Source organism: Aeromonas sp. QDB62, assembly GCF_027705695.1.
GTDB lineage: Bacteria > Pseudomonadota > Gammaproteobacteria > Enterobacterales > Aeromonadaceae > Aeromonas > Aeromonas allosaccharophila.
Genome location: NZ_JAPDCD010000016.1, coordinates 42,996 through 55,600, shown reverse-complemented (window position 1 = coordinate 55,600; position 12,605 = coordinate 42,996). Strand labels below are relative to the sequence as shown.

At 57.5% G+C, this 12,605-nt stretch carries 14 protein-coding genes and 1 pseudogene; 6 read left to right on the top strand and 9 right to left on the bottom strand.

Features of this window, described 5'->3' with window-relative positions:
• Positions 1 to 71 precede the first annotated feature (71 nt).
• The 6 genes and pseudogenes from rbsK to OKC27_RS09965 all read right to left on the bottom strand — a co-directional run bounded on the left by rbsK (position 72) and on the right by OKC27_RS09965 (position 5,602).
• The gene (rbsK, locus tag OKC27_RS09990) at positions 72 to 992 is read right to left on the bottom strand and encodes a ribokinase (RefSeq protein ID WP_270806202.1); all 921 of its coding nucleotides are present in this window, start codon (positions 990 to 992) and stop codon (positions 72 to 74) included.
• Positions 993 to 1,007: 15 nt separating this feature from the next.
• A pseudogene (locus OKC27_RS09985) lies at positions 1,008 to 1,874 on the bottom strand (GRP family sugar transporter); the annotation flags it as partial.
• A 194-nt stretch (positions 1,875 to 2,068) separates the two neighbouring features.
• Entirely contained in the window at positions 2,069 to 2,794 is a 726-nt protein-coding gene (locus OKC27_RS09980) for a ribokinase (RefSeq protein ID WP_270806201.1), read from the bottom strand.
• Positions 2,736 to 3,287 carry a PfkB family carbohydrate kinase gene (locus tag OKC27_RS09975; RefSeq protein ID WP_270806200.1) on the bottom strand — a complete coding sequence of 184 codons (552 nt, stop codon included), beginning with the start codon at positions 3,285 to 3,287 and terminating at the stop codon, positions 2,736 to 2,738. The genes OKC27_RS09980 and OKC27_RS09975 overlap by 59 nt, the downstream gene beginning before the upstream one ends.
• Before the next feature lie 273 nt (positions 3,288 to 3,560).
• Positions 3,561 to 4,061, bottom strand: coding sequence for a methylated-DNA--[protein]-cysteine S-methyltransferase (locus OKC27_RS09970; RefSeq protein WP_182938991.1), 501 nt, complete (start codon positions 4,059 to 4,061; stop codon positions 3,561 to 3,563).
• Positions 4,058 to 5,602 (bottom strand): DNA-3-methyladenine glycosylase 2, encoded by a 1,545-nt coding sequence (locus OKC27_RS09965; protein WP_182938992.1) that lies wholly within the window; start codon positions 5,600 to 5,602, stop codon positions 4,058 to 4,060. The genes OKC27_RS09970 and OKC27_RS09965 overlap by 4 nt, the downstream gene beginning before the upstream one ends.
• Before the next feature lie 349 nt (positions 5,603 to 5,951).
• On the opposite strand from OKC27_RS09965, the gene OKC27_RS09960 reads away from it, so the two are divergent.
• The 6 genes from OKC27_RS09960 to OKC27_RS09935 all read left to right on the top strand — a co-directional run bounded on the left by OKC27_RS09960 (position 5,952) and on the right by OKC27_RS09935 (position 9,817).
• A complete protein-coding gene (locus OKC27_RS09960) occupies positions 5,952 to 6,341 on the top strand; it encodes a type IV pilin protein (RefSeq protein WP_182938993.1) in 390 nt (129 codons plus the stop codon).
• A 1-nt stretch (position 6,342) separates the two neighbouring features.
• On the top strand, positions 6,343 to 6,762 hold the full coding sequence (locus OKC27_RS09955; protein ID WP_182938994.1) for a GspH/FimT family pseudopilin: 420 nt from the start codon (positions 6,343 to 6,345) through the stop codon (positions 6,760 to 6,762).
• On the top strand, positions 6,759 to 7,151 hold the full coding sequence (locus tag OKC27_RS09950; protein WP_182938995.1) for a type IV pilus modification PilV family protein: 393 nt from the start codon (positions 6,759 to 6,761) through the stop codon (positions 7,149 to 7,151). Before OKC27_RS09955 ends, OKC27_RS09950 begins: the two co-directional genes overlap by 4 nt.
• A complete protein-coding gene (locus OKC27_RS09945; protein WP_182938996.1) occupies positions 7,145 to 7,705 on the top strand; it encodes a PilW family protein in 561 nt (186 codons plus the stop codon). The genes OKC27_RS09950 and OKC27_RS09945 overlap by 7 nt, the downstream gene beginning before the upstream one ends.
• The gene (locus OKC27_RS09940; protein WP_182938997.1) at positions 7,702 to 9,321 is read left to right on the top strand and encodes a DUF7305 domain-containing protein; all 1,620 of its coding nucleotides are present in this window, start codon (positions 7,702 to 7,704) and stop codon (positions 9,319 to 9,321) included. Before OKC27_RS09945 ends, OKC27_RS09940 begins: the two co-directional genes overlap by 4 nt.
• Before the next feature lie 94 nt (positions 9,322 to 9,415).
• Complete coding sequence (locus OKC27_RS09935) at positions 9,416 to 9,817, top strand: VOC family protein (protein ID WP_182938998.1); 402 nt, start codon at positions 9,416 to 9,418, stop codon at positions 9,815 to 9,817.
• Between the two features lie 132 nt (positions 9,818 to 9,949).
• On the opposite strand, the gene OKC27_RS09930 is transcribed toward OKC27_RS09935, so the two are convergent.
• From OKC27_RS09930 to OKC27_RS09920, 3 genes are all read right to left on the bottom strand, one after another.
• Positions 9,950 to 11,428, bottom strand: a complete 1,479-nt coding sequence (locus tag OKC27_RS09930; RefSeq protein WP_182938999.1) for a carboxypeptidase M32 — start codon at positions 11,426 to 11,428, stop codon at positions 9,950 to 9,952.
• Between the two features lie 138 nt (positions 11,429 to 11,566).
• Complete coding sequence (gene smrA / locus OKC27_RS09925) at positions 11,567 to 12,148, bottom strand: DNA endonuclease SmrA (protein ID WP_005338734.1); 582 nt, start codon at positions 12,146 to 12,148, stop codon at positions 11,567 to 11,569.
• A gap of 186 nt (positions 12,149 to 12,334) precedes the next feature.
• Positions 12,335 to 12,514, bottom strand: a complete 180-nt coding sequence (locus OKC27_RS09920) for a DUF3149 domain-containing protein (RefSeq protein ID WP_182939000.1) — start codon at positions 12,512 to 12,514, stop codon at positions 12,335 to 12,337.
• Positions 12,515 to 12,605 lie beyond the last annotated feature (91 nt).

Sequence of the window (12,605 nt, the reverse complement as noted above, 5' to 3'; positions counted from 1 at the left end):
GTTAAATCAGCGCGGGTCGGGAAGAAATAAAAAAGCCCCGGAGCATGGCTCCGGGGCTTTTGTTTGTGGCATTAATGGTTGAACTGTTCGACCTCTTCCCCGCTCGGAATGGAGCTTTGCGCCCCCATGCGGCTGACCGAGATGGCACTGGCACGGTGGGCAAAGAGCACGGCATCACGCAGGGATTTCCCTTCACTCAGCGCAACGGTTAATGCGCCATTGAAGGTATCGCCAGCAGCGGTGGTATCTTTGGCATCGACCCGGAAGCCCGCAATGATCTCCTTGATGCCATCGGCACTTTGCAGATACGCCCCCTTCTCACCCAGCGTGATGATCACATTCTTCACCCCTTTTTGCTGCAACAGGGTAGCGGCCGCTTCTGCGCTGGCGTGATCAGTCACCTTGATGCCAGTCAGGATCTCGGTTTCTGTCTCGTTGGGGGTGATAAGGTCGATATAGGGATAGACATCATCACTCAAGGGTTTGGCGGGTGCTGGGTTGATAATCACATAGGTATTGGCCTGGTGGGCCTCTTTGGCCGCCAGCTCCACCCCATCAATCGGTGTTTCCAGCTGCATCAGCAGGTAGTCTGCCTGGCGCAGGCTATCGAGTTGCTCGGTAACAAATGCTTTGGTCAGCATGGCATTGGCGTTGGGGGCAACACTGATGCAGTTGCAGCCCTGCTCATCGACCATGATAAGGGCCAAGCCGGTGGCCACATCGTCCAGTTGAACCATTTTGCTGGTATCCATACCAGATCGCTGATAATCCGCGATCAACTGGTTGGCAAAATCATCTTTACCCAGGCAGGAGATAAAACTGAGTTTACCGCCCATGTTGCTGACAGCTACTGCCTGGTTGGCGCCTTTGCCACCGCGAGCGCTGAAAAATTCATAGCCGATGATGGTCTCGCCTTTTTTTGGCAGATGGCTGGATTTGTTAACCAGATCCTGATTGGTACTACCCAGAACGACAATTTTATTATTCAACATGATAGATATCCTGTATTAAATGCTATTCGCGGCGATGATCAGAGCAATGCCAAGAATATAGAAAGCAAACATAGCGTTGATGAGCTTGTTGGTTCCGGCAGGTGCGCTGGCAAATTCACGCCAGACAAAGACACCCCAAATAACGGCAATCATGGTGGCACCCTGACCGAGGCCATAGGAAATAGCGTAGCCTGCCGGGCCAGAGGCCAAAATGCTGAAGCTCATGCCAATACTCCAGATAACGCCACCGAGAATACCGACCGCATGCTCTTTGACGGTCCCTTTGAAGTAATCGCTACCATTAATGACCGGGCCAGAGATTGGCTTCTTCATCATGATGGTATTCCAGACAAAGCTGGAGAGGAGTACACCAATGGCAAAGAAGACCAGCGCGGAATAAGGAGTGAGCAAACCGGCTGCCGGTGCAGAAAAATCAACGGCCATAGAGGCTGCGACAAAGCGATAGAACCAGCCCATGACCACACCGGCAATGATGGCAGTGATCAAACCACGCATTTTTGCACTCTGTTGCTGCTTGAGACGGCCGTAAGCAATAGCGGTCAAGATAATCGCAACGGTGACACAGGCAACGCCGATAAAGAGCACATAAGGTTCGCCAACCGGTACGGCCAGATAATTGACGATAACGCCAAGTACCAGTGCAATCCCGACGCCAACCGGGAACGCAACAGCCATTCCCGCCAGTGCAATAGCGGCCACCAGCAAGATATTACCCAGGTTGAAAATGATGCCACCGAGGATGGCCAGGCCAAAGTTTTGCCAATCAGCTTGCTGTAAATCGGCTATAAAGTGGCGACCTTCATCACCGGACGAGCCTAACGTGAACGCCAGCAGCAAGGTAAACAACAGGATGCCGATTGAATAGTCCCAATAATATAACTGGAAAGGCCATTTTTTTCATCAACCAGCTTGGTGGTGTTGGCCCAAGAGCCCCAACATATCATTGTAATAATACACATGATAATCGCAATGGAGTACGAGTGGATGACTAACATAAATACCTCTGTCAGTAATAGTGTAAATAGATTGGCAGTTAATTTGTTTACAGTGTGTTGTTACAAATTATTTGTGGATAACCTTGCTTCAACCAGAGATGTGTCTGGCATATTTGATGCACCACGACGTTCGACTTTCAATGATGCGAATGCATTGGCAAATATCAGTGAATCTTCAATCGACTTACCATTGGCAATAGAGGCAGCAAGCGATCCATTAAATGAGTCGCCGGCCCCGCTGCTATCAATTACGGCTGCCTTGTGCCCAGCCAAATGAAAGTGACGGTTCCCGTTAAAATAGTGGCACCCTTTATCGCCCAGCGTGATGATGACATGTTTAACTCCCAGCTTATATATTCTCTTTGCCGCCAGTCTGGCTGATTCATGATCATTGATAACAATGCCAGACAAATCTGAAGCCTCAATCTCATTGGGGGTGATGATATCGACAAAAGGCAATATTTTCTTCACGCTATCATTATATGGAGTCGGGTTGAGAATGGTCGTCGCACCACTTTTCTTTGCATAAGTTATCGCAAGTGACATGATGTCGAAGTTGTTTTCCAGTTGGGTCAAAAAAACGCGACAGTCACGAATATAATCGAGATCATGAATGATATCATCCACTGTGATGTGGCTGTTGGCACCCAAGTTAATTGCAATTTTATTTTCGCCAGAGGGTTGTGATACCAGAATGATGGCATTACCCGTTGGGTGCTCTGCATCCTCAAGAATATTCAATGAGGCAATATTGGCATTCGCCAGGGTTTTTGGCTCTATCGGCAAACAGGTCCTGACCTACCTTGATTGTCAGGTGAACCTGATCATTTATTTTTGCAGCCGCAATTGCCTGGTTTGCTCCCTTGCCACCACCATAATATTTAGTAGAGTGTGCCAGCACACTTTCCCCAACTTTTGGAAATTCATTTACTTCTAATACAATGTCAATATTGAATGATCCCAATATATAAATCTCTGGAGAGGTTTCATTGGCCCTGCTTACCGCAGGGTAACTCCTGGCCTTGGTGGTGGAGGACGTCTCAAGCAGAGTCGATATATTGTTGATGGATGTTGATTCAAAATAGATGTCTTCATCATGTTTGATCAATCTGGCACCGCCATAGAACATTTCGCAAAGATGCTTGTCAGCTAGCGCTTGTAAATCATTGCGGATCGTTCTTTCGGTCACAGAAAAAGTACCGGCCAACGCTTTTACACTGACTTCCTTATCAATTATCAGGCGCGTTTTGATCAGGCGTTGTCGGTCATTTTTATTCATTCAATATGGATTCGCTAACGGTCATTAAAAGTGGTTTGTGGTCAGCATAATACTAATTGAGCAGAGGGTAAAAATGAATGGCAATCACACTTGATAATCTGGAACGGAAAGGAAATTTCCATTTCAATTGTTGTTTTTTCGTTGGGTCATGGTTGTTGAATGTTGCGCCATTACCTTAATGTGAAGGCTATCATACCTGTTTTGTTATTTAACGTTACGCCATGCGCTCTCAATTATCATTTATGACGAGGTATAGCATATAACGTGTGATATTCAGGTAGCGTGGCTTGATGCGGTATTACGAGGGCTATTTTCCAGATCCAGCAGCATCTTTTTGATCTCCAATCCCCCCGCATAGCCGGTCAGGCTGCCGTTTTGGCCGATCACCCTATGGCAGGGAACGATGATCGAGAGTGGATTGCGACCGTTTGCCGCCCCCACTGCCCGTACCGCATCGGGCTTGCCGATGGCTCGGGCAATATCGCTGTAGCTGCGAGTTTCGCCGTAGGGAATATCACACAATGATTGCCACACCGCTTGCTGAAAAGCGGTGCCGCGAGCCGCAAGGGACAGGGAGAAGCGCTGCAAGCGACCGGCAAAATAGGCGTCAAATTCGGCGAGGAAGGGGGCCAGCGCCTCGCGCTCTTGTTGCCAGCCACTCATATCTGGCAGTGCTCGCAGGCCCACCACAAAGTCCACGTGTACCAGACCAGATTCATTGATGGCGACCAGCAGATCGCCACAGCGGGTCGGCAGGATATCGTAGCGGATCATGGGGTTATCTCCTGTTGTTGGTTATCTGGCTGGTTTTCGTTGCTGGTGGCATGGAGCAGCAAATTGGGTGCTTCGCTCATGGCGTGCCACAGCCAGCTGGCCGCATAGCTGCGCCACGGTTGCCACGCTGCGCTTTGCGCCAACACCTCCTTCACCGGCAGCTTGGTGCCGCCCCCGAGCGCCTTTTGCAGCACCAGATCGGAGGCGGGGAAGGCGTCGGTATCCAGCCCGCAGCGCAGCCGCCAGTAAGAAACTGTCCAGGGGCCTATGCCCGGTAGCGCCAGCAACTGCTCGTCATTGGCCGTAGTTAGGGTCAGTTCGCCGCTGGCCAGCGCCTCGGCCACTCCCCGCAGGGTGCGAATGCGGCTGCCGGGCATGCCGATGCCGTCGAGATCGAGTTCGCACAACTGGGCGGGGGTCGGCAGTTGCGCCACTCCGAATTGCGCCCCGGTGCGGGCCACCAGTCGCCCGAGCAGGGTGATGGCCCCCTTGACTGACACCTGCTGGCCGACGATGGCGCGCAGCATCACCTCGTACTCATCCCAGCCGGCGGGCAGCCGCACGCCCGGCCAGCGCGCCTGCAAACGGGCTAGCAGCGGATCCTGACCGAGCCGATCGCCGATCCGCTGCATGTCGGCATCGAGATCCCACATCCGGCGCACCCGATACAGCAGATCAGGCAGCGCCGCGAGCGGCAGATCATGGACGGTGAGCTGCAGGCTATGCCCCTTGCCCTGCGCGATGCGTACCAGCGCAACCTGATCGCCGACCCGGTAGCGCCGCTCATACACCTCACTATCCACCCGCTCCAGCCCCGGGATCGCCCGCAGCCGGTAGAACGCCAACATGGCCGCCACATCATACGGAGGGCGGTAGGGCAGTTGCAGCGTCAGGGTTGCGCCGCGCGGCTCCGAGCCAATGTGTTCTGTCGCGTCATCGTGCTGCTCTTGCTGGCGCAGGGTGCGCGGGGCCAGCCCGTAAGCGTTCAGCCAAGCGTCGTTGAAGCGGCGGATACTCGCAAAGCCTGCCGCAAACGCGATATCTGTGATGGGCAGCCCGGTTTCGGTCAGCAGCCGTTTCGCGAGCAGCAGGCGGCGCGTCTGCTCTACCTGTTTTGGCGAGGCACCGAGGTGCTGCTCGAACTGGCGGCGCAGCGTGCGTTCGCTGATCCTGGCCTCTGCAGCCAGTTCGGCGAGCGTGCCGTCCGCCAGCTCGCCGCGATCGATGCGGGCCAGTATGCGTGCCAGCTCAACAGGCAGATCGCCACGGGCTGCGGGGGCCAGCTCCGGGCGACAGCGCAGACAGGGGCGCAGGCCATACTGCTCGGCGGCAGCGGCGCTTTGGAAGTAGCGCACATTGTGCTCGTGCGGTGGCCGTGCCGGACAGACGGGCCGGCAGTAGATGCCGGTCGAGATCACGCCGGTAAAGAAGCGGCCATCGAAGCGCGCATCGCGGGCGAGCCGCGCGGCGTGGCACTGTTCGCGGCTGAGGGCGTTGATCACATCATCCGGTGATGGGTCTGGGCTTGGCTTCGCATTCATTGCATGGCGCCTTTGCTGGGATATTTTGTTGGAATAGATGGCAAGAGAGTAAGGGGGCGAGGGGGTTGTGACTAGCCAGAAGCGGACAGGGATAGCAAAAATCGGCTACCCCGTCGTTTCACCCCGAGCGACTCGGCAGGGGGATTGGCTCAACTTTATTTGCCTTGCGAGATTAGTGGTGTTGCAAGCTGATTAAAAACTGATAACAGATCACATAATTATCTTTTTGCGATTGAGGGGAACGGTTTTGTGTTGTTCAATCGAGTCAGTTAATTTTTCGTGATTATTAAGTCATGCTCTTTGCGGCCAGCGGCCGACCAATAACAACAACACTTGCCAAGGATGATAAGTGAACGACTGTACGGCATGGCCCCATTGCCGGGGGTTTAGTCTGATCGAATTGCTGATCGCCATGACGGTTGTCAGCATTCTCGCGGCCATCGTGCTGCCAGCGTATCAGGGGTATCTGCAACAGGGGCGTCGTTACGAAGCACAGCAGCAACTGCTGGAGCAGGCGCTCGCCCTCGAACGTATCTATACCCAACAGGGCCGTTATCCCGACACGTTTGTCCCTCCTCCCTGCACGGATTTCTACCAATTCAACTACAGCCAGCAAGACGCTGGCGACTACCTGCTCAAAGCCATTCCGACGACGCGACAACAGGATGAGTGCGGCACTCTGACGCTCGATCACACCGGTTATCGCGCGGCCAACCGTCATGACTGCTGGGGATCATAAGATGAACGTGCGCGGATTTACCCTGATTGAGTTGATGGTCACGGTCGGCATTGCCGCCATCTTGCTGCTGGTTGCGGTGCCCTCCATGAGTCAGCGCCTCGCGGCCGAGCGGCTCGAGCGCTCTGCTACCGAGCTCGCTTCTGCCTACCGTTTTGCCCGTAGCGAGGCGGTCAAGCTGACTCTGCCGGTGGTGCTGCAGGGCACCGAGAGCGGCGGTTGGGAGGTGATGGTCGATAGCAAGTTGCTGCGTCAGGCGGCAGCACCCGCTGGCGGCGTGGTGATCGAGCCGTTTGAGCCGATCCGGATCGCGCCAACCGGCAGCAGCCGCCACACCGAGATCACTCTGGCCAATCGACTCGGTGATCAGCGCGTGCTCTGTGTGGCGCCGAGCGGTCAGCTGCTGCAAGGGAGTTGCTCATGAGACACGCCGCGCCTGCTCGCCAGCAGGGTTTCAATCTGGTGGAGATCATGGTCTCCATGGTGTTGGCGGTGATGGTGTTTCTCGGTCTCGCCAAGGGGCAGGTGGTCTCGTTGCAGCAGGCACACTACAGCCTGCAGAGCACGCTGGCCACCATAGAGGCGAGCAACAGCGTGGAGCAGATCTGGAGCTCGCTGTGCGAAGTGCAGCGCAAGCCGGAGCGGTTCACCCAGGCCGATTTTCTCGCCCGTTTCACCCTGCATGATGGCCACCGGCTGGTGCTGCCGAACCGCTACAGCGATAACTTTGTGGTCGCTATCGAGTGGCAGGACAAGCGGGTCTCCGGTGCCAAGCGGGTGGCGCTGAACGCAGGATTTCCCCCCCTATGCTGAGCGTTCCCTCCCGACAGCGAGGCGTCAGTCTCGTCGAGCTGATGATCTCCATGGTGCTCGGTCTGATGTTGATACTGGCGATTTTTGCCGGGTACGTGCCCATCAAGAGCACGGTCGAGCAGAGCAAGGCGCTGGAGCAGGCAAACGAAGTGCTGCGCTTTGCCACGCTGACCTTTACCAACAGCATCAAGCAGGCGGATCAGCTGATTGCCGTCACCCCTGATCGCCTGACGCTCGCCTTCAAGGTGGAGGGGGGCAGTCAGGTGCTCTCCTGCCTTGGCAACCAGAAAACCGCCGATTTTACCGAGCAGTACCGCTTCACGCCGCCGGTACTCAGTTGCGATGACGGGGACGGCGCGCGCCTGTTGCTGGCGCATCTTCAGGATCTTGAATTCGGCCAGCAGGGGACGCTGGTCAATATCCGTATCTTGCCCGAAGGGCTGCCCGGCTATCTGGAGCCGGGGGTAGAGGTGCAGGTGGCCCGTCGCAAGGCGGTCTGGGCGGCAGCGCTGGCCACATCCGGTGCCAACGCCACAACTGGGGGAGCAGGATGAACAAGGGATTGAAGAGGCAGCGGGGAGCCGTATTGCTGGTAGTGCTGGTAGTGAGCCTGCTGTCGAGTCTGCTGGTGTTTACCAGCATTCAGGAGAACCAGTTGCAGACTCGCCTGAGCGGCAATTTTCACAAGAAGATCAATGCGCAGCTCAGTGCCGAGCAGGGAATGAACGAGAGTTATCGCGCCCTGCGTCAGGCGCTTGGCGCCGAGCCGCGCATCGAGTGGGATCGGCTGGTGCAGAAGGTGCCGGGCAAGGGCGAAGGGGCGATGGCGGGTAGCCGCTTCAGCATCGAGCAGCTGGATACTGAAGCCGACAGCAAGCTGGCGTTGCAGAGCCATGGCCGCTATCTGGAGGGAAATGCCAGCCTCAACGCGCTGTTTGCCCTCAAGCGTGAACCGGGCAATCTGATCTTCCAGGATTCGGTGGTGGCGTGCGAAGGGTTGAGCCTCTCCGGCAGCGGTCTTATCGATAGCTATGACTCGCGTAAGGGCAAATATGGCGGCACCAACATCAACCAGAATGCCAAGGTGGCGACCGTTAGCGACAAGGCCAATATGGTGCTCGCCGGGCACTCCCCCATCTGGGGCGATGTACGGGCGACCGGCTCGGTGACCCTGAACGGATCTTCCCCCATCTCCGGCAACGTGAATGCCGGGAGCGACGTCATTATCTCCCCCTCTTCGGACAAGATTGTCCGGGTCTCCGGTAATGTGAAAGGGGGCGGCAGTTTGACTCTGAAAGGGGGACGCATCGGTGGCCAGGTGGCGGTCAATGGTGACGTTGCTATGGGCTGGAAGACGAGTATTGACAGTGGACAGCTGAGCTATGGCGGGATTGGCAGCTTCAATGACCCTGAAAACCAGAAGTATCTGGATCCCCAGTACCGCACCCACCCCAAGCTGCCACCGGTAGCCGGGCAGGTGTGTGACCCGCTCAATGTGGCCGCGCTGGCCAAATCGTTCCCCCCTGCAACACTGCCCATCAATGGCCCGTTGACGCTCGGGGCCACCCAGCAGATGGTGCTGACCACGGATCCCTCTACCGGCTCGGTCACCAGCAGTAACCAGAACAAGCCTGCCTTGCCGCTGCCCGGCAAGGGGGAGCTGTTTGGCAAGGAGCAGACCGTGTATCAGCTCGATAGCCTCAATATGGGGTCGGATGCCAAGCTCACCATCAAGGGGGATGTGGTGCTGCTGATCGGCAAGGATTTCACCATGGGCGGCAGCAACCAGTTGACGGTCGAGCCGGGCAGCAGCCTGACCCTGATCGTCAGCGGCAAGATCGATCTCGGGGCCGGAGCCGAGGTCACGGCAGGCAAGCAGGGACTGACACCGGCAGGTAATCCGGCGATTTCCATCTATTCCGCATACAGTGGCAAGGATGGGGTCAAGTTGTCGGGCAATACCCCGCTCTATGCCGCCCTCTATGCTCCGCTCACCGAGATGAAGATTGCCGGGAGTGGCGGTCTGTACGGGGCGGTGCGTGCCAAGCATCTGACCGAGAGCGGCGCTGGCGGGGTGCATTATGACGAGGCGCTGGGCATGGCGGATATGGGCGAAGATCAGGGGCCGCCGCCGACGCTGGCGCTGCGGCAGTGGCACTTTGTGCAGTGAGTCTGACGAGCCGCTAAAAAGGATCGAACGGGGCGCGCAACTGTGAGAAGGTGGAGATCTGTCCACCCGGTCGTTCACTATTGAGGAGTGCTCCATGCCAGGCCCCGCTCGTGCCGGTGCCCTGATCTATGCCAAGGATCCGGGCCTGCTGACCCAGTTTTACCGTACATTGCTGCAGATGGTGGTCTGCAATCAGGATGAGCAGCTGGTGGTGCTGGAAAACAGCGATATCCAGCTGCTGATCCACGCCATTCCAGAGCCCTATGCCGAGCAGGTCGTTATCAACCGCCCGCCAGAACTACGGGAAGAGGGGGCCATCAAGCTGTTCTTCACCGTCTCCAGCCTTGCCTGGGCGGAAGCGAAGGCGGCGGATCTCGGCGGCGGCCTGCTGCCACAGCAGTGGACAGGGCCCGGTTTCGTGGTGCGCAATGCCTTCGACCCTGAGGGCAATATCCTGCAACTGCGCGAGTTGCTGGGTTCCCCTGATCCCCTCTGAATCCTCTCTTTTTACTACATGGTGATGGCGTGCTGTGCCATGCACTGCCATAAAAATGAACCGCCATAAAAACGGGGCCCTGTAGTGGTTAACTAAAAAGGGCCCCGTTCTGCTGTTAGCTTACTGCGCTCATTACTTCAGGTAGCGCTGTTCCAGATGCTGGCGCAGCCAGTGCGGGTTGAGCGCTTCACCGGTGGCACGGCGCACCAGCTCGTCGGTGCTGTGCAGGCTCCCTTGTGACCAGATGTGGCGACCGAGCCAGCCGAAGATCTCCGGCAGACGGCCCGCCGCGATCACCTCACCCATGCTGCCCAGCTCTTTCTCGAGCGCAAAGCGTAGCTGGGCGGCATACATGGCGCCCAGGGTGTAACTCGGGAAGTAGCCGAACGAGCCGTCGGTCCAGTGAATATCCTGCATGCAGCCATTGCGGTAGTTGCCCTTGGTGGAGAGCCCCAGCCACTGCTGCATCTTGGCGTCCCACAGCTCGGGGATGTCGGCCACCTCGATCTTCCCTTCCACCAGATCCCGCTCCAGCTCGTAGCGCAGGATGACGTGGGCCGGATAGGTCACCTCGTCCGCATCGACCCGGATAAAGCCCGGCTCGACCCGGCTGTAGAGCTTGGCCAGATTGTCCGGCGCAAACGCCGCCTGCTCGCCGAAGTGGTGACGAATGCGCGGTGCCAGCAGACTCAGAAAGGCCGGATGATGGCCCAGCTGCATCTCGCAAAACAGGCTCTGGCTCTCGTGGATTGCCATGGAGCGCGCTTCGGCCACCGGCTGACCCAGCAGATGGCGCGGCAGCCCCTGTTCGTAACGGGCATGGCCGGTCTCGTGCACTATGCCCATCAGGCTGGAGACAAACTCCTGCTCGTTATAGCGGGTGGTGATCCGCACATCGGTCGGCACGCCGCCACAGAAGGGGTGACTGCTCACATCGAGGCGGCCGTGGGCGAAATCAAAGCCGAGCAGTCCCATTACCTCCTGACCGAGCGCCTGTTGGGGCGGGATAGGGAAGGGGCCTTGCGGCAGCAGCAGGGCATCGCCCTTTTGCTGTTCGCTCACGGTCTGAATAAGGTTCGGCAGCCAGCTGGTGAGATCGCCGAAGATCTGATCGAGCCGCGCGCTGGTCATGCCCGGCTCATAGAGCGCCAGCATGGCGTCGTAGGGGCGCACGCCAAGCGCATCGGCCCGCAGTTGCGCCACTTCACGGGAGAGTTTCACCACCTCCTCGAGATTGGGAGCAAAGCCGGCCCAGTCGTTGTTCTTGCGCTGGCTGCGCCAGGCGTGCTCGCACTTGCTGCCAGCGAGCGATAGCGCTTCGACCAGCTCACCGGGCAGCAGGCTGGCATCTTGCCACTGGCGCTTGATCTCGCCGAGGTTGGCCCGTTGCACCTCATCCAGCGGCTCGCTCTCGGCCCTGGCAATCCAGTCACCCAGCTCGGGAGCGGTACGCTTCTGGTGGATTAGCAGACCGAGTTCGGCCATCGCTTCGGCGCGGGCATCGTTGCCCCCTTCCGGCATCATGGCCGCCTGATCCCAGCCGCAGATGGCGGCGAGGTGGCTAAAGCGGTGGATCTGCTGCTGATGTTGTTCAAGCTTTTGATATGACATGGGATTGTCCTTGTTATCGTCCCTGATGGTATGCCGCCCCGTACCTGGCATGCTCGGGGCCGTTCGATGCTAACACCGCCGCTGTATAGTTGACCACCTTCATGCAGGCGGGCCAAAGGCGTGGGGGCGAAACGCGGATTAGCCGAGCCGCTTCTGGTGCCGTTCGCGGTTTTCCGCTTTTTTGCGTTCGCTTTTACGCAGCAGCACGTATAGAGCACCGCTGCCGCCGTGGCGACGCTCGGCGCTGTGGATCGCCATGACGGCGGGCAGTTGCGGCAACCAGGCGCTGACATAGCTTTTCAGCAGGGCGCGCGGGGTGCTGCGCTCCCCCTTGCCGTGCAGGATCAGCAGGCAGCGGATATCCCGGACTTCACAATCCGCAATGAACTGCACCAGTGTCTGGCGCGCCTCATTGAGGGTTTTCTGGTGCAAGTCCAGGCTGGCCTGCAGCTCGTATTTGCCGAGCCGCAGCTTCTTGTAGACCCCCTCCTGCACCCCATCGCGTTTGAAGCCGACGATTTCGTGCGGATCGCGCATCTCGATGGCCTCCATGGTGAGGTGGTCGAGGGCGAGTTGCTCGGCGGTGGCAGCCTGACGGCGAGCGAGCTGCGCCTCGGTCGGGGCGGATTTGGCCGCATGGGGATGGATGTTGTCGCTGCGAATGGGCCGCACGTCGGCCACTTCATTCATGAATAGCGAGAGTTCGTCGTTATGAGACACGGCAGGCTCCCCATAAGAAAAAGTGGGGGCCATTATAACGGCCGTAACCGGCACAGAAAACGGGGAAAGGGGGAGGGGATAAGGGGCGCCAAGCATGGACATTAGTGCAGTCTGGCCCGGGAAGCACAGTCGCGAACCATAAAACAGCACAGGCGGTCAGTGTGAGCGACCGCCTGTGTCAGAGGATTATTTTCCCTCTTTGGGTTGTTGAGAATAGGGTTGCTGTGAATGAGGTGGCTGCGAGTGCATCACTTTGTAGATGAAGTAAGCCGCGTAAGAGCTGATGAGCAAGAAGGTGCCGATAATCACCAGCATCGACATCAATCCCACGCTGTTGCCAAACATCAGGTCCAGCCAAAAGTCCATTTTATTGCTCCTGTCACCCGGTTGATGACAGGCATGATAAATACCTCTTTGCCCCGTCCGGGATGATCCCGATCAACTCCCTTTCAGGTTG

What these genes read in the sequence shown, in the direction of transcription:
- rbsK (WP_270806202.1), bottom strand. Translation starts at nt 992, where the DNA reads ATGTTGAATAATAAAATTGTCGTTCTGGGTAGTACCAATCAGGATCTG.
- OKC27_RS09975 (WP_270806200.1), bottom strand. Translation starts at nt 3,287, where the DNA reads ATGAATAAAAATGACCGACAACGCCTGATCAAAACGCGCCTGATAATT.
- OKC27_RS09970 (WP_182938991.1), bottom strand. Translation starts at nt 4,061, where the DNA reads ATGATCCGCTACGATATCCTGCCGACCCGCTGTGGCGATCTGCTGGTC.
- OKC27_RS09965 (WP_182938992.1), bottom strand. Translation starts at nt 5,602, where the DNA reads ATGAATGCGAAGCCAAGCCCAGACCCATCACCGGATGATGTGATCAAC.
- OKC27_RS09955 (WP_182938994.1), top strand. Translation starts at nt 6,343, where the DNA reads ATGAACGTGCGCGGATTTACCCTGATTGAGTTGATGGTCACGGTCGGC.
- OKC27_RS09950 (WP_182938995.1), top strand. Translation starts at nt 6,759, where the DNA reads ATGAGACACGCCGCGCCTGCTCGCCAGCAGGGTTTCAATCTGGTGGAG.
- OKC27_RS09945 (WP_182938996.1), top strand. Translation starts at nt 7,145, where the DNA reads ATGCTGAGCGTTCCCTCCCGACAGCGAGGCGTCAGTCTCGTCGAGCTG.
- OKC27_RS09940 (WP_182938997.1), top strand. Translation starts at nt 7,702, where the DNA reads ATGAACAAGGGATTGAAGAGGCAGCGGGGAGCCGTATTGCTGGTAGTG.
- OKC27_RS09935 (WP_182938998.1), top strand. Translation starts at nt 9,416, where the DNA reads ATGCCAGGCCCCGCTCGTGCCGGTGCCCTGATCTATGCCAAGGATCCG.
- OKC27_RS09930 (WP_182938999.1), bottom strand. Translation starts at nt 11,428, where the DNA reads ATGTCATATCAAAAGCTTGAACAACATCAGCAGCAGATCCACCGCTTT.
- OKC27_RS09920 (WP_182939000.1), bottom strand. Translation starts at nt 12,514, where the DNA reads ATGGACTTTTGGCTGGACCTGATGTTTGGCAACAGCGTGGGATTGATG.